This is a genomic window from Acetivibrio cellulolyticus CD2 (assembly GCF_000179595.2).
In the GTDB taxonomy this organism is placed as follows: Bacteria; Bacillota; Clostridia; order Acetivibrionales; family Acetivibrionaceae; genus Acetivibrio; species Acetivibrio cellulolyticus.
The window spans coordinates 21,341-37,421 of sequence record NZ_JH556655.1; the positions used below are offsets into that span (position 1 = coordinate 21,341).

Consider the following 16,081-nt stretch of genomic DNA (forward strand, 5'->3'; position numbering starts at 1 on the left):
TTTGGTATTCACTGGAGGAAAAATATGAAAAAGCTATTACCACTTATAGTTGTTATGGTTACATTACTTTTAAATATTTCTGTTTTTGCAGATAACACCAACCTTGTTCAAAACTTCGGTTTTGAACAAGGTTCTCTAGATAATTGGGAAAAATCTTCCTATCATAACGATGACGGAGTAACTGAATTTATACTTGATGATAAAGTATCCCACACCGGTTCAAAAAGTGTATGTATCATAAATAACTCAGCCAATGATTCAAGATATAAACAAAATATAAAAGTTAAAGACAATTCCTACTATAAATTATCCTGCTGGGTAAAAACCGAAAATGTCGGTTCAGAATACAAAGGAGCCAACATTTCTGTTGATGGTATTATTGATACCTCAAATGATATAAAAGGTACCAGTGGTTGGCAATGCGTTGAAATATACGGTTCAACAAAGAAAAAACAGAACAGTATTGTTGTTACAATTGGTCTTGGGGGATATAGCAACGAAAACACCGGGAAAGCATGGTTTGATGATGTAGTTGTTGAGAAAGTCGATAAACTACCTTCTAATGTTCACGTTGCTAAATTTTACGTTGAAGAAGCTCCAAAAAAGGTTGTTGATATACCTGTAAGTAAAAATATATCATTTATGACTCCGTATTCCATAGTATTTTTTATCGTAGCAATACTGTTGATACTACTTACAAAGAAAAATATTTTAAGAATAAAACCAGGACGTGAAAAAGTCTATCTTATTGTTTCCCTGCTTATAGGACTAGTGGTAAGATTGATAGCTGCTCCTATTATTGAAGGTTTCAGTGTAGATATAGGATGTTTCAGAGGATGGTCTATGGCAGCCTCAAATGTTAATGGTATTTCTACCTTCTACACAAGTGGAATGTTCTGCGATTATCCACCATTTTATATCCTTGTGTTGTCACTTGTAGGCCATATTTCAAACTTCCTAAACTTTACGTCTATGCTTCCAACACATCTAATAATGATTAAGTTGCCTTCTATAATTGCAGATATTGTCACTGCTTTTATTTTTTACAAACTTGCGAGCAAACGTTTTAATCCTTCTATAAGTTTTATTGTGTCCATACTTTATATATTTAACCCTGTTGTTTTCCTGAATTCAACACTTTGGGGGCAGGTTGATTCATTTTTTACAATGATACTTTTATCAGCTCTTTTACTAATTGATAATGGTAAACTCAGCTTCTCAACCATTTTGTTCACAATTGCTGTTTTGATGAAGCCACAAGGAATAATATTCCTCCCTGTTATAGGTTACGAACTTATAATTGACCTTATAAAAACAAAGAACTTTAAGAACATAGGTCTTTCAGTACTATATGCTATTGTAACTACAGCTATAGTTATAATTCCGTTTTCAGCAGGAAGAGCCCCAACATGGTTGATAGATTTATATATAAACACTACTGAAGGTTACAAGTATGCGGCAATGAATGCATATAATTTGTTTAGCCTTTTAGGTGCAAACAACAAATTTGATGATCAGACCCTATTCATATTCAGCTACTATACTTGGGGTATTTTGTTTATTGTGCTAACTTCCTTATTTACAGGATTTTTATACTTTGCAAACTTTTTAAAGCACAAACAAGATGCACGCAGTATTGCTCCTATAGCATCTCTTATTCAGATTACGGGTGTGTTTGTTCTCTCCTCAAGAATGCATGAAAGATATTTATTCCCTGCTATAGCGTTTGCACTACTTGCATATATCTTTTATAAAGATATTGGCTATCTTCTCCTTTTTGGAGGATTTAGCGCCACAGTATTTGTCAATACTTATGATGTACTTACAAGAATGTTTTTAACTGACAGCCCGCATATACCAGCAGACAATACCGTACTTTTCATTGGTTCACTAGCTAATGTACTACTACTTATACTATTATGCATAGTTGCGTTTAATACGGTTGTTAAAAACAGATCAATAACTTTTGATTTTAACTCAGGTTCCAATACTTTAACACCTGATATTGCAAAGAAATAAGCATGTAAAAAGGCTTAAGTCTTTGGACTAAACAGCTATTGTTATATAAAGTTCTTTATTTTGGGGGTGCTTTCAGCGTGTCGAAAAAACTGTCCGGTTTTTGCTTTTTTATATTTCTTCTAATACAGTTTATGCTACCACTTAACTCCTTTGCACAGGGTGAAAACCTTGCCAATAATCCCGAATTCGAGCAAGGTAGTATAGATACATGGATTTCTGAATGTTGGGATAAAAATGAAGGTGTTACTCAGTTTTCACTTGATGAAACACAAGTACACAGTGGCTCTAAAAGTGCCTTAATTGTAAATAACTCTGCAAACGACTCAAGATACAAACAGACTATAAATGTCAAAGCTAATACTTATTATAGAATGTCTTGCTGGATAAAAACTGTAAATATAGGCTCTGAGCAAAAAGGCGCTAACCTTTCAATTGAAAATTCTCTTGATTCCACAAAAGATATCAAGGGAACAAGTAACTATTGGGAGTATGTTGAGCTTTATGGAAAGACAAGCCCCAACCAGCAGAGCTTTACCCTGACTTTAGGCATAGGTGGATATGGCAGTACAAATACAGGTAAAGCTTGGTTCGACAGTGTTGAAGTGGTCGAACTTGACAGTCTGCCTCCCGGAAAAACTTCCGTAAGTATGGATCCAAACTGGAATTCACACCAAAATCAATCCGCTAATAGCACTGTTAGTCCTTTTCTTGTTGGGTTCATCGTCTTAATGGCAGGAATTATATTTTCTGCGTTATTCATTATATATAAGGACAAGAATTCCAAGATAAAATCTGCACCAAAAATCAAAACTAAAACTTTATCGGATTTTGATGAAAGTGCACTTCCTGCAAGATCCCAATTAAAAAAGGTCAGGTTTGACAAAAAAGACTTTCTTATTATGGCCTCAATGTCTCTTATATACCTTTTGGTAGCTTTGTTCAATCTTGGCGATCTTAAAGTACCAACTACATCATGGCTGCCGTCTAAGGTCGGAGAAAACTTTACTGTCGATCTAGGAAAGGACACTACACTTTCTCGAATCTATTTTAATTTAGGACTTGGCAGTGACAGAGATGCCTCCGGAAAGTATACAATCGAGTATCTTGACGGACAAAACGGCTTTGTACATCTTGCTTCTTTTGTAAAAGAGGATATCTTTAGCTGGAAGTATATTGAAACTGCTCCTGTTAAGACAAGACAACTTAAGTTTATAGTTGATGATGCCGGTGGAACACTTAATGAAATAGGTATTTTTGAATATGGAAGTACAAAACCACTGCAAGGCATTACAATAATTAAAAAAAATGTTAACGAAAACAGCAAAGGAAGTATAGAAAATCTTTTTGATGAACAGAACCTTGTAGTATTCAAACCTTCCTATAAGAACAGTATGTATTTTGATGAAGTTTACCATGCACGTACTGCCTATGAACACATAAACAAGATAGAGCCCTATGAAACAACTCATCCCCCATTAGGTAAGGTTATCCTGTCACTGGGTTTACTTATTTTTGGAATGGTGCCTTTTGGCTGGAGAATAATGGGGACATTATTTGGCGCCGCTATGATACCAGTAATGTATGCATTTGGCAAAAAAATCTTTCACAAGAGATTTTACGCATTCTGCTCTGCTTTCCTTATGATGTTTGAATTTATGCATTTCAGCCAAACACGAATTGCCACTATAGACAGTTATGTTACTCTATTTATTATTCTTATGTATTATTACATGTATGATTACTTTACCAATAAATCATACGTTTTAGGGTTCAAAGCATCATTAAAACCACTATTCCTGAGCGGTCTATTTTTTGGACTTGGTGCGGCAAGCAAGTGGATAGCTTTTTATGGTGCTGCAGGACTTGCACTGTTATTCTTCGTTACTAAGATAAGCGAATTTAATGATTACAAAAAACTAATTGCTAAAGAGCCACAAAAAGGCTCCTGGGTATACCGATTCTTCCCGCTCTACGTTAATTCTACAGTTGCATACTGTGTCTTTGCATTTATTTTAATGCCATTAATTATATACACCTTGTCATATATCCCTTGGATGCAGGTTCCCGGCGAAGGTCACGGGCTAAACCTCTTTTACGACAATTCAGTCAGTATGTTTAATTATCATTCAAACCTGGTAGATGATCATCCTTATCAATCATCCTGGTGGGAATGGCCTATTATGGTCAAACCAATGGCCTTCTATTTTGGAAGTGATTTAGAACCTGATATGGCTTCAAAGATTTTTACCATGGGTAACCCTGCTATTTGGTGGACAGGTATTCTCGTCTTTGTTATATTCACGGTCTTTGCACTTTCAAAATTAAAGAAATACTATGTCCCAATCTTCATTACATCGGCTGCAGCATTTGCATTTACAGCACTACCAGGCACATTAACTACTTCTGTTACTAAATTCGGAAGGCTGGAAACATGGTGGATGGCAATATGTGCCACTATATTAATACTATTGCTCATCCTGTCAAAATTTGATAAAAAGCAGCTACTCGCCTCAGCTGCTTCTTATATAGGTTTTATAATTCCCGTTTTACTTTTCTACGGAGCAGAAAAAAATCTGGATTTTTATAAGCAATTGAGTACTCGCTTGGCAATATTGATTTTTCTAGCAATTTGTATTTCAATATTGTTTAGGGGAATATATAAATACGACAGAAAGTTGCTTGTAATTATGGCAGCAATAGTCTTTCAGTATATCCCCTGGATATTTATTACAAGAGTAGCATTTATCTATCACTACTTCTCTATAGTACCATTTTTAATACTTTCAATAGTTTATATAATAAATATTTTTGTCGATAAATATCCTAAAGGAAAGTTTATAGCCTATGTTTATCTTGGATTGGTGTTTGCACTTTTTGTCCTTTATTATCCAGGTCTCTCAGGACTTGAAGTGCCTATTGAATACATGGGCAATTTAAAATGGTTTGGAACCTGGTATTTTTAAATAAGACTTAGGAGGAGAAATTACATGTCTGAAAAAATAGTTTGTTCTGTTGTAGTTCCGCTTTATAATGAGGAGGAAGTTCTTCTTGAAACCTATAAGAGGCTCAAAAAAGTCATGGACTCTTTAAATGAGCCCTATGAAATAGTCTTTGTAAATGATGGAAGCAGAGATAAAACAGCTCAAATGGTGTATGAAATTTGCAATAAGGATAATACAATAAAGTTCGTCGACTTTGCTAGAAACTTTGGGCACCAGACAGCTATAACAGCTGGAATGGACTTTTCCGAAGGAGACTCTGTTGTAGTAATTGATGCTGACCTTCAGGATCCACCTGAATTAATACCTAAAATGATTGAAAAATGGCGCGAAGGTTACGATGTTGTTTATGGAAAAAGAGCCAGCAGAAAAGGAGAAACCTTCTTCAAGAAGTTTACTGCAAAAGTGTTCTACCGCTTCTTAAGAAGCATGACTGATGTTGATATTCCTGTAGATACCGGTGACTTCAGGCTTATTGACAGAAAAGTTTGTGACGCATTAAAACTGGTTAACGAGAAAAATAGATATATTCGAGGAATTATAAGCTGGCTGGGTTTCAAACAGTACGGGTTGGAATTTAACAGGGATAAGCGCTTTGCTGGAGAGACAAAGTATCCTTTAAAGAAAATGATCAGATTTGCTGCTGATGCAATAACTTCATTTTCATACAAGCCATTAAAGCTTGCTTCTTATACTGGTATGCTATTGTCCTTCCTCAGCTTTATTTACCTTCTTGTAGTGCTTTGTACAAAGCTGTTTATGCCAGCTATTACTCAGCCAGGATGGGCTTCTATACTTGCAGTTGTCTTGTTTTTTAACGGTATTACATTGATGATTCTTGGTATTATTGGAGAATATATTGGAAGAATTTATGATGAAGCAAAAGGAAGACCATTATATATTGTCAGGCAGACAAAGAATTTTTCAGAAGAAAAGTCAAATAAGATTATAGGAAGAAAATAATATTCCTATGTTATAAAGCTCGAAGGTCTTATACCTTCGAGCTTTATATGTAATACCAGGCAACATAATAACGCAAAAAACATATCACTAATATGTTTCCCTCTCCTCAATTAAAAAAAGCTCTAAAAAGCTTTATAAAGCCTTCTAGAGGGACATTTCAAACCCTAATACTATTTTACATAAATGTTAAGTAACTATCTTTTCATCTGGCTCTCCTATTTTTCTACTTGAATTGAGGATAATGCTCATTGACTCCCGTAGCATAGCTATGGGTTTATTGGCTAACACAAATAAATAAAGCGAGTCAAATGACTCGCTTCATTTTGGTGGGAGGAGATGGATTCGAACCATCGAAGTCAGAGACAACAGATTTACAGTCTGCCCCCTTTGGCCGCTCGGGAACCCTCCCATATTGGAGCTGGTGGACGGAATCGAACCCCCGACCTATTGATTACAAGTCAATTGCTCTACCTGCTGAGCTACACCAGCATATTAAATTTTAATGGCGACCCGGAAGGGGCTCGAACCCTCGACCTCCAGCGTGACAGGCTGGCATTCTAACCAACTGAACTACCGGGCCATATTTTTTTGACCTGCTAACTGGCCTACCAGCTATTTCCCTTTCTGACAGACCAGCAGTTTGCACAGGTTATAATGGTGACCCATAGGGGATTCGAACCCCTGTAGCCGCCGTGAAAGGGCGGTGTCTTAACCGCTTGACCAATGGGCCATAAATATCATCGGCTTTCGTTTTGTTATCACTTGCGTCAACCGACAAAATATATTCTAACCAGATCAGAGCAAAAAGTCAAGCATAATTTAAAAAAAATTTTGTAGAATTTTATCCCCATTTTAGCATTCAATAGGTGCCACGGCCAAAATGCTTATATCCCTAGCCTTTGAGAACTGAGTCATAAAGAATAACTCCACTAACAGTTCTGTTAAAAGTCATTAAAAGGCGGACTATATACCATAAAATTCAATAAACACACGTGCAAATTAAGAATGAGATTTATAACCATGTCTTTAATCAATTTCATTAACGCTTTTTTGCTTTGCTGCAGCTCAAAAAGCACCAATATTTTATATGGGTTCCTTCTAATATAGTCAGCTTGCGTTACCTCCATAATAAATGCCAATATACGCTGATAATGGTATGGTAATGGTAACTAGGACAGGACAACACAAGATTAACATAAAGAAGCGCACATATTGGCTTGCATTTGGTTAGAAAACAATGCAAAAAAGCGTGCATTTCATATTTTCTGAAATACACGCTTTTTTGTTTTGGTGAGCCATCCGCGACTCGAACGCGGGACACCTTGATTAAAAGTCAAGTGCTCTGCCAACTGAGCTAATGGCCCATGCCTTAAATTTCTACCGCACAGTTATATATATTACAGCAGAACTCATAGTTCTGTCAACCAGTTTTTCAAAATTATTTTAAAATATTTTTAAAATATAGTAAAGATCCTTATGGTAGCATTGCTAGCTGGCTTATTTAAATACATTTTACTAAAAGCAATTAGGCTTATAAAAGTGCGATTAAAAAGGAAAAAGAGAGATAATATTTAAAATAATACGCAAGTTTTAGGAACTATTTTACATTTTTATAAGTAAAGGGAGCATCGCTCACTACTTTTTAAGTAGTTTTACGACACTCCCTAAGTATAAATCATAAATATATCTTCACACTAAGAAAACTTTATACTCTTACCGTTTGCTCTCTTTCTTTTCCTACTCCAATTAGCTTTATTTTAACACCTACGAGCTCTTCAATCCTGTTCAGATACTTCTTTGCATTCTCTGGTAAATCATTAAAATTCCTAACACTTGAAATATCCTCATTCCATCCGTCAAATTCTTCATAAACAGGCTCACATTTAGCAAGCTCTTTCAAGCTTGCAGGAAAAGCTTTTGTCTCTTTACCGTCTTTCTTGTATGCTACACAAAGTTTGATCTTAGGGAGCTTTCCAATCGTATCTACATGATTTATTGCAAGTCCCGTTAAACCATTAACCCTTGCGGCATATCTTATCATAACCAAATCAAGCCACCCACAACGTCTCGGTCTTCCTGTGGTTGTACCATACTCCCAACCAAGCTCTCTTATGGTATTGCCTATTTCGTTATCCTGCTCAGTCGGAAATGGTCCAGCTCCAACTCTCGAAGTATAAGCCTTCAAAACGCCATAAACCTCATCAATATATACAGGCCCTATTCCAGCACCTGTACAAACTCCACCCGCTATAGGGTTTGAGGATGTAACATACGGATATGTACCAAAATCCAAATCCAGGAACGTAGCTTGAGCTCCTTCAAACAAAATTTCCTTTTCAGCTTCAATACTATCAAAAAGTAAGCTGTTAGCATCTATAACATGAGACTTTAACTTTTTAGCATATTCCAAATATTCTGAAATTACTTCGTCCTCGTTAATTGCCTGCCCGCCATATACTTTTTCAATAATAAGATTCTTAACAGCAAGGTTTTCTTTTACCTTTTTTACAAAAATCTCTTCATCTATTAAGTCACACATTCTTATTCCGGATCTTTCTGTTTTATCGGCATATGCAGGTCCTATACCTCTTTTTGTAGTTCCTATTGAATTTTCTCCTCTAAACTTCTCCTGAAGCTCATCAAGGAGTCTATGATATGGCATTATTACATGCGCTCTATCACTAATTAAAAGTTTATCTGTACTAATTCCTTTATCCGCAAGATTCTCCATTTCTTTTAATAAAACGGCCGGATCTACAACTACTCCATTCCCAATTATGCACGTTTTCCCCTTATGAAGGATACCTGATGGTATGAGGTGCAACGCGTATTTAACTCCATCCGCGACTATTGTATGTCCTGCATTATTTCCGCCTGAAAAACGTACTACTACATCTGAGGTTTTGGCAAGCATATCAATATACTTTCCCTTTCCCTCATCACCCCATTGTGTGCCTATTACTACTCTGGTAGCCATTCTACCATTCCCCCTATTCCGGAAGTCAGACCACAAATAATAGCTCTTAATGGTACTGCAAATTTCCTTATTTTTGACAACATATAAATTATAACCGCAAAACAAACCAATTACAATATAAACCTTACTTTAATTATTGTACCATATCCCTGTGAAAAAGCAACCAGTTTTCCGAATATTAATTCATTTTTCGCTCTCATTGTTCGGATTTCATGCTAATAAAGGACCTTTCTAGCACATTTAGGCGTATTTCTAAGTGTTTTGAAACTTCCTCAAATAAAAATAAGACACTCTTACTTAGCGTCTTATTTTTGTAACTCAGTATAATATTGTTCTTATTTAAGAATTTATGCCTGTTCCTTTTTGGCAAAATACTCATTAAGTTCTTTAACAAGTTTTTCAGCATCTATACCATGAATTGCACAAGCATCTTCAATACTTTCCCCAGATGAAGATGGGCAACCCAAACAGTGCATTCCATTATTTAAGAATATAGGTGCAGTTCCCCTATCAATTCTTAAAACCTCTGATATTATCATATCTGATGTAATTTTGTTCATGCTTTTCCCTCCTATATTCAAATTACTAGTGTTTATTATACACTACTCCTTGATAAAAATATACCCTATTAAATAGTTTGTCTAAACATTTTCTTTCCTGCTTCATATAAATTATTCCCTAAACTATCAATGATAACTGTTACAGGGAATTCTTTAACTGTTAACTTTCTTATTGCTTCTGTCCCTAAGTCGGGAAAAGCAACTATTTCTTCATGTATTATACTTTTAGCTATTAATGCTCCTGCCCCTCCAATAGCACCGAAATATACAGCTCCATATTTCTTCATAGCCTCAATAACGCTATTGTCTCTGAGACCCTTTCCTATCATTCCGCTTAAACCCATCTCAATGAGTTTTGGTGTATAAGCATCTACCCGGCCGCTCGTAGTTGGACCCGCTGATCCAATCACCTCTCCGGGCTTTGCCGGACATGGTCCAACATAATATATAACCTGGTCCTTTATATCAAAAGGTAGGCTTTTACCTTCTTCCAGCAAACCAATCATTCTTTTATGAGCAGCATCCCTTGCAGTATAAATAATACCGCTAATATTAACTATATCTCCTGCTTTAAGCTTTTTTACATCAGCCTTACATAAAGGTGCTTCCAAATTGTACAGCAATTTTATCCCTCCAATACATTTATCTCTATATCTCTGCCTCTGCATGCCTTGTTACATGGCAATTAATATTGACAGCAACAGGAAGTCCTGCTATATGAGTAGGATATACCTCAATATTTACAGCTAACGCAGTAGTCCTTCCACCAAGACCGGATGGACCTATTCCCAATTTATTTATATCACTTAACAATTGGGCCTCAAGTTCGTTCACATATTTAACATTACTTCTTTGATCTATTGGCCTTAAAAGCGCCTTTTTAGCCAACAGTGCTGCCTTTTCCATTGTTCCGCCTATACCAACACCTACTATAATAGGAGGGCATGGATTTGGCCCCGCATTGTCAACAGTATCTATGACAAACTTCTTGACTCCATCCAATCCATCTGATGGCTTTAACATCTTCAAAGCACTCATATTTTCGCTTCCAAATCCTTTAGGAGCAACAGTGATTTTTACTTTGTCACCTTCCACAATATTATAATGAATCACGGCAGGCGTGTTATCCTTTGTATTAACCCTATCTATAGGATCTTTCACAACGGATTTTCTAAGATACCCGCTCTCATATCCTCTTCTTACACCTTCATTTATAGAATCTGTAAGGCTTCCTCCTGTTATATGTACTTCCTGCCCTACATCAACAAAAACTACGGCCATACCGGTATCCTGACAAATAGCTACTTCCTTTTCTTTGGCAATACCAGCATTATCAATAAGCTTACTTAATATATCCTTACCTGTTTCTGACTCTTCAGTTTCCAGTGCGTGCTTAATACCGTTTAGTATATCTTCATTTAGATAGTAATTCGCACTTTTACAAAGTTTTTGTACTATTTCAGTTATTTCATCCGTATGTATTGTTCTCATATTTTCCTCCATCTCTCTTTACATTATAACCACCTACTAGTATACTAAAATCTTGCTTGTATGAAAAGAATACTTTATAAATACTAAAAAAACTTATTAAAAATTTAAAAAATTGTTCACACATGAGTTTAATAATTCTGATATAATAGATAGTAGGAGATGATTATATTCTTTCATTTCAATACCTTGTAGTTTGTACAACCTTTTAATTTTTTACTAATGCACTACAAATTTAATACTTTGGCTTAAAAAACTTAATAAGTTACTTTTATTTCATTTTGTAAATCTTTACTACATAAAGCAAATATGCTAATATAACCTTTGGATTTTATTGTGTTTGGCTACATGATTTTTGCAGTTCATTATATGAAAGGGGTTTTTAAGTTTGGATTCTCCTAAAAACATTCTGGTATGCGTTACTCAACAGAAAACATGCGAAAGGTTGATTAGAAGGGCAGCAAGTTTGAAAGATGATCTAAAAGGTGAGCTATTCGTTATACATGTTGCAAAGAACGCATGGAACTTCTTAGACAACATCAAAGAAGGAGAAGCACTCGACTACCTGTTTAGAATTTCTAAATCTGTAGGAGCTGATTTATCAGTACTAAAATCAGATAACATTGTTGAAACAATAGTTACCTTTGCAAGAGAAAAAAAGATATCATATATTGTGATGGGTGAATCACCTAACGATCATAAGGAAAACAATTTTTTTAACGAGCTAAAATGTCTGCTAAGTAATGTAGAAATAAAAATAGTGCCTCAAGAAGAAATATGATATAAATGTCGAAAATTGTTTAATCTTTTCTAAAAAAAAGAGTGTTGGTCAATTCAATCCATCACTCTTTTTTATAATTTAGTAATGTAAAAAAATACAACCCCGTCTATTATTTCACAGTCTAATCTTATTTGATCCAATAGACACAGGTTGCAGACAGGCATTTTCCAAAATTAACATAACATTATACACATAATTGATTTAATTTTCAAGATAAATATACCCATATTAAAAAAATTTTGCTTAAAACCACTAATTTATCAGGAATGGCTTGACTTTCCGCTATTTTCATTATAAAATATTGTCGAATTCCAAATATAGGAGGTTGTGTACATGAACAAAACAGAATTGGTAAACTCAATTGCTTCAAAATCTGGTTTAAACAAAAAGAACAGTGAAGCTGCTTTAAACGCTTTAATCTCATCAGTTGAAGAAACTCTTGAAAAAGGCGATAAAGTTGTGCTTGTTGGCTTTGGTACTTTTGAAGTAAGAAACAGGGCTGCTAGAAAGGGAAGAAACCCACAAACTAAAAAAGAAATCACAATCCCAGCATCAAAGGCTCCTGTATTTAAAGCAGGTAAAGGCCTAAAAGATATTATTAATAAAAAGTAATAAATATTATTGATAAATATTGAAGTCCTGTCTAGTTGTAGACAGGACTTCAATATTTTTTAATTAATAAATTATTAAATAAGTATTACTAAATGAAACTCACTCAGAAAAACCAAGTATTACCTGATTCCCATTGAAATTCTGATCTTATCTGACATCATTGCAATGCACTCAGAATTTGTAGGTTTACCCTTTGTATAGTTAATTGTATATCCAAACAAAGAATCTATAGTATCAAGATTTCCCCTTGCCCATGCACTTTCAATTGCATTCCTTATCGCTCTTTCCACTTTTTGCGACGAAGTATTAAATTTATCAGCAACAGCAGGATACAAACTCTTTGTTATTGAACTAAACATCTTTGGATTTTTCACAGTTAGCACAATCGCTTCCCTTAAGTACTGGTAGCCCGCCATGTGCGGAGGTATTCCAACCTCATGCATCAGATTTGTAACTTCCACTTCAATATCATATGTACGATCTAAAGCATCAGCGTTAGCAAACTCCATATTTTTATTTACTGGCTTATAGGAAAAAGCCGAAAGATATTTTTCCTCATATAGCTGCCTTATTCTAGTAACTAGAACCTCAACGTCAAAAGGTTTTATAATGTAATACTCTGCACCCAATGATACTGCCTTTTGGACAAACACATCCTGACCAATTGCCGATAACATAATAAAAAGAGGCTTCCGATCCATCTGCTGCGTTGCCAGTTTCTCTAAAACACCTATTCCGTCAATGTTTGGCATAATAACATCAAGAACAACAACATCAGGCTTTATAGATTTAATCATTTCTAAAGCCTGCATTCCATCCTTAGCAATACCTTCAACACTTATATCGTCGTACTGGTCCATATATTCCTTTAATAATTCTTCAAATTCCACATTGTCATCTGCAATTAAAACTGTAATTTTATCTTTCATTTCATACTCCCTTTAATAAATAAACCTCTTTTGGTAATCTCCCTAATTAATTATAATATAAAATGCACTAAAATAATACAATTTTCTCTAAATTTCATTAATAAAATTCTATTTCGCCACCACATTTACTTACATTGCTCACAAATTCAGGAAATGTCACATTGATAGCTTCTGCCGAATCTATTATTGTTTCTCCCTCACTGTTTAACCCGGCTATTGCTAAAGACATAACAATTCGGTGATCATCACAGCCATTAACCTGACAGCCTTTAAGTTTACTCTCACGAATAATAAGGCCATCTTCCAATTCTTCTATATTCGCACCCATTTTGCCAAGCTGTTCACACATAACATGAATCCTGTCAGTTTCTTTTAACCTTGCTTGAGGAACATTTAATAATCTTGTCTCCCCCTTTGCGAAACACCCTGCAACAGCCATAGCAGGAAGTGCATCGGGAATAGCATTCATATCTATGTCCATACCAGTAAGAGTATCACCTTTAATTATAATACTATCTCTTCCCCGTGTTACTTTTGCTCCCATGTCTTCCAGTATTGAAAACACCTCTTTATCCCCTTGCGGATCTGTTATATCAAGATTTTCCAGCACAAACTCCTCACCTGAAATGGCCGCTAAAACAGCAAAAAATGTTGCCGATGAAAAATCTCCAGGTATAGTTACATTAAATGGCTGATACTTTTGATTTCCCGGAATATAAAAAGACTTGTATTCGTTGTTTTCATATTTTATACCTAGCTTATCCATCCACCACGTTGTTATATCAACGTAAGGTATTTCATTTAGGCGCGTAATATTTACTTCTGTGTCCTTATCAACTAAAGGAGAGCTGATTAGAATTGAAGAAAGAAATTGAGAAGTGACAGAATCAAGCTCTGTTTTTCCACCTTTTAGTTTCCCTCTGACCACTACTGGTGCCATATCGTTATTTCTAGTTGCAAATGCCTCTCCTCCAAGGTTATTAATTGCCTTGATGAGTGGCCCCAATGGTCTTCTACGGACCTGATAATCACCTGTAAAAACAGTATATCCTTCTCCTAATGCTGCTAAATAAACCCCAAGTCTTAAAGTAGTCCCTGAGTTACCTACATTTATAACATCCGCAGGGGTACATGGACTTCCATTAAAACCTTTAATAGTATATTTGTTATCAAGCTTATCTATTTGAGCTCCTAAAGCTTTACAGACCTCAACTGCTGACAGTGCATCACTTGAAATAAGTGGATTATATACTTGTGATTCTCCTCCAGCAAGACTAGCCATAAAAAGAGCTCTTATCGTATGGGATTTTGACCCCGGTATTTTTACTCTTCCATTTACCTTTGATTTTCTGACTTTTAATATCATATAAAACTCCCTTCTACCATGCTACATTAATTTATCTATTTAGGGATTTGAAAGCTAATTATTGCCAAGTCCCTTGTTATTATATTATCATATAATTCTAAAATAGCAACTATTCACTCATAACTAATAGAATAGCAAATGCCTCTGCAAAGTGGTAAGCTATGTAATCACTCAACACTTTTAATACCTGAAAGATAAGAAATATTCAGGTTAGGAATGCTGAAAAATAACTTGGGCTATCCAATAAAAAGGATTGGGTACTACAATGGATTTGTAATTTGTGTTAGAATATATATATAGGTGTGTTAATGTATGTATATTGTACAAGCTTTAACTTGGTATTATATGGCTTATCAAATATTATAATAAGGACTTTTGATCATATGGATGGAACAGTATTGCTTATTGATTATTCTGAATATGAAAGAGAAAAAGTAAAGATAACCTTCGATAATATTGGAGAGTTTAATTTTACTGAAATTGACAGCATGAAAATGTATTATCATGTTATTCACGACTTGTCTAATTTTTCTCTGATAATTATTGATATTTCTTTTCCTTCTGAGAGCGAAGGCTTTGAAGTTATTTCTTCTCTTAGAAAAAATGCAGTCACCTCAAACACACCAATAATAATTATAACAAAATCTGATAACATTGAATATAAAAAATACGCACTCAAATTCAATGTAAGTGACTTTATTATTAAGCCTTACCAAACCAAGCGCCTCGAAAACTCAATAAGAAGTACCTTAAAAATCGAAAACAAATTCAGTTATAATCTAAATAGTGCAAATGTTATTACTATGTCTGTTGAAGACTATATTGCAAAAGAATTTAAAATAGCTTCAAGAGCAAATCAAAATTTATCAATAGTATTTATAACCCATATAGATATAAACAAAGTTTCCTCAGAGAGTAAAAAAACGCTTTCTCACTCTCAAAAGGAAAAAGCGTACCAAATGGCCATAGAAAAAGTCAAATCAGCTTCAAGATCCACCGATACAGTTATCTTCAATGACGGCAAGGATATATTAGTCATACTACCTTTTACAAACGCCCAAGGAGCTGATAAGGTAATGATCAAAATAAAGGATAGCCTGATTGATGGGCTGAATAGTTTGAACCTACCTAATGACTACTTCTACACCGTCCATACTACCTTCCCCCATGACGGCAAAAACTTTCAAGCGCTTATGGAGAAAGCGCTAAAAATAGTTGAAGACAAAATAATGCTTGAAAAAATCACTTATATTGGTTTGAACACACTTGATCACGCAAGAAAAAGCTACAAGAAGTTTAACTAATGCCCCGCATTTTTTCTAGAGCATACGGGGCACATTCAAAGGGATTACATTCAAGCAAGCCTTATTTCTTCTTTTATTGTATT

Annotated in this window: 12 protein-coding genes and 5 tRNA genes; 6 read left to right on the plus strand and 11 right to left on the minus strand. The window is 34.9% G+C overall.

All coding sequences use genetic code 11. From position 1 onward, the window contains the following. Positions 1–24 precede the first annotated feature (24 nt). The 3 genes from ACECE_RS0211845 to ACECE_RS0211855 all read left to right on the plus strand — a co-directional run bounded on the left by ACECE_RS0211845 (position 25) and on the right by ACECE_RS0211855 (position 5,981). On the plus strand, positions 25–2,019 hold the full coding sequence (locus tag ACECE_RS0211845; protein ID WP_010247196.1) for a glycosyltransferase family 39 protein: 1,995 nt from the start codon (positions 25–27) through the stop codon (positions 2,017–2,019). A gap of 131 nt (positions 2,020–2,150) precedes the next feature. Further along, entirely contained in the window at positions 2,151–4,982 is a 2,832-nt protein-coding gene (locus ACECE_RS0211850; protein WP_456049012.1) for a glycosyltransferase family 39 protein, read from the plus strand. 24 nt (positions 4,983–5,006) lie between these two features. Next, positions 5,007–5,981, plus strand: coding sequence for a glycosyltransferase family 2 protein (locus ACECE_RS0211855; protein ID WP_010247202.1), 975 nt, complete (start codon positions 5,007–5,009; stop codon positions 5,979–5,981). A gap of 324 nt (positions 5,982–6,305) precedes the next feature. On the opposite strand, the gene ACECE_RS0211860 is transcribed toward ACECE_RS0211855, so the two are convergent. From ACECE_RS0211860 to ACECE_RS0211900, 9 genes are all read right to left on the minus strand, one after another. After that, positions 6,306–6,390 (minus strand) — tRNA-Tyr (locus ACECE_RS0211860). A 4-nt stretch (positions 6,391–6,394) separates the two neighbouring features. Next, positions 6,395–6,470: transfer RNA gene (locus ACECE_RS0211865), tRNA-Thr, on the minus strand. Between the two features lie 14 nt (positions 6,471–6,484). Then, a tRNA-Asp gene (locus ACECE_RS0211870) sits at positions 6,485–6,561 on the minus strand. A 75-nt stretch (positions 6,562–6,636) separates the two neighbouring features. After that, positions 6,637–6,711, minus strand: a tRNA-Glu gene (locus tag ACECE_RS0211875). A 558-nt stretch (positions 6,712–7,269) separates the two neighbouring features. Beyond that, a tRNA-Lys gene (locus tag ACECE_RS0211880) sits at positions 7,270–7,345 on the minus strand. Positions 7,346–7,686: 341 nt separating this feature from the next. Next, positions 7,687–8,958 (minus strand): adenylosuccinate synthase, encoded by a 1,272-nt coding sequence (locus ACECE_RS0211885; protein WP_010247206.1) that lies wholly within the window; start codon positions 8,956–8,958, stop codon positions 7,687–7,689. A 347-nt stretch (positions 8,959–9,305) separates the two neighbouring features. Then, a complete protein-coding gene (locus ACECE_RS0211890) occupies positions 9,306–9,518 on the minus strand; it encodes a DUF1858 domain-containing protein (protein WP_010247209.1) in 213 nt (70 codons plus the stop codon). 68 nt (positions 9,519–9,586) lie between these two features. After that, on the minus strand, positions 9,587–10,141 hold the full coding sequence (locus tag ACECE_RS0211895; RefSeq protein ID WP_010247211.1) for a Fe-S-containing hydro-lyase: 555 nt from the start codon (positions 10,139–10,141) through the stop codon (positions 9,587–9,589). A 25-nt stretch (positions 10,142–10,166) separates the two neighbouring features. Next, positions 10,167–11,009, minus strand: a complete 843-nt coding sequence (locus tag ACECE_RS0211900) for a fumarate hydratase (RefSeq protein ID WP_010247213.1) — start codon at positions 11,007–11,009, stop codon at positions 10,167–10,169. Positions 11,010–11,394: 385 nt separating this feature from the next. Between ACECE_RS0211900 and ACECE_RS0211905 the strand changes: the two genes are divergently transcribed. Together ACECE_RS0211905 and ACECE_RS0211910 are read left to right on the plus strand one after the other, a co-directional pair. Then, on the plus strand, positions 11,395–11,787 hold the full coding sequence (locus tag ACECE_RS0211905) for an adenine nucleotide alpha hydrolase family protein (RefSeq protein ID WP_010247215.1): 393 nt from the start codon (positions 11,395–11,397) through the stop codon (positions 11,785–11,787). A gap of 333 nt (positions 11,788–12,120) precedes the next feature. Then, positions 12,121–12,399: an HU family DNA-binding protein gene (locus ACECE_RS0211910; RefSeq protein WP_010247217.1), complete on the plus strand. Its 279-nt coding sequence runs from the start codon at positions 12,121–12,123 to the stop codon at positions 12,397–12,399. A 119-nt stretch (positions 12,400–12,518) separates the two neighbouring features. On the opposite strand, the gene spo0A is transcribed toward ACECE_RS0211910, so the two are convergent. Next, the gene (gene spo0A / locus ACECE_RS0211915) at positions 12,519–13,328 is read right to left on the minus strand and encodes a sporulation transcription factor Spo0A (protein WP_010247219.1); all 810 of its coding nucleotides are present in this window, start codon (positions 13,326–13,328) and stop codon (positions 12,519–12,521) included. A 97-nt stretch (positions 13,329–13,425) separates the two neighbouring features. Beyond that, positions 13,426–14,694: a 3-phosphoshikimate 1-carboxyvinyltransferase gene (gene aroA, locus ACECE_RS0211920; protein WP_010247221.1), complete on the minus strand. Its 1,269-nt coding sequence runs from the start codon at positions 14,692–14,694 to the stop codon at positions 13,426–13,428. Positions 14,695–15,002: 308 nt separating this feature from the next. Here aroA and ACECE_RS0211925 point away from each other — a divergent pair, with 308 nt between their 5' ends. After that, positions 15,003–15,998 carry a response regulator gene (locus tag ACECE_RS0211925; protein WP_010247223.1) on the plus strand — a complete coding sequence of 332 codons (996 nt, stop codon included), beginning with the start codon at positions 15,003–15,005 and terminating at the stop codon, positions 15,996–15,998. Positions 15,999–16,081: the final 83 nt, after the last annotated feature.

What these genes read in the sequence shown, in the direction of transcription:
- ACECE_RS0211850 (WP_456049012.1), top strand. Translation starts at nt 2,151, where the DNA reads ATGCTACCACTTAACTCCTTTGCACAGGGTGAAAACCTTGCCAATAAT.
- ACECE_RS0211900 (WP_010247213.1), bottom strand. Translation starts at nt 11,009, where the DNA reads ATGAGAACAATACATACGGATGAAATAACTGAAATAGTACAAAAACTT.
- spo0A (WP_010247219.1), bottom strand. Translation starts at nt 13,328, where the DNA reads ATGAAAGATAAAATTACAGTTTTAATTGCAGATGACAATGTGGAATTT.
- ACECE_RS0211910 (WP_010247217.1), top strand. Translation starts at nt 12,121, where the DNA reads ATGAACAAAACAGAATTGGTAAACTCAATTGCTTCAAAATCTGGTTTA.
- ACECE_RS0211845 (WP_010247196.1), top strand. Translation starts at nt 25, where the DNA reads ATGAAAAAGCTATTACCACTTATAGTTGTTATGGTTACATTACTTTTA.
- ACECE_RS0211890 (WP_010247209.1), bottom strand. Translation starts at nt 9,518, where the DNA reads ATGAACAAAATTACATCAGATATGATAATATCAGAGGTTTTAAGAATT.
- aroA (WP_010247221.1), bottom strand. Translation starts at nt 14,694, where the DNA reads ATGATATTAAAAGTCAGAAAATCAAAGGTAAATGGAAGAGTAAAAATA.
- ACECE_RS0211885 (WP_010247206.1), bottom strand. Translation starts at nt 8,958, where the DNA reads ATGGCTACCAGAGTAGTAATAGGCACACAATGGGGTGATGAGGGAAAG.
- ACECE_RS0211855 (WP_010247202.1), top strand. Translation starts at nt 5,007, where the DNA reads ATGTCTGAAAAAATAGTTTGTTCTGTTGTAGTTCCGCTTTATAATGAG.
- ACECE_RS0211925 (WP_010247223.1), top strand. Translation starts at nt 15,003, where the DNA reads ATGTATGTATATTGTACAAGCTTTAACTTGGTATTATATGGCTTATCA.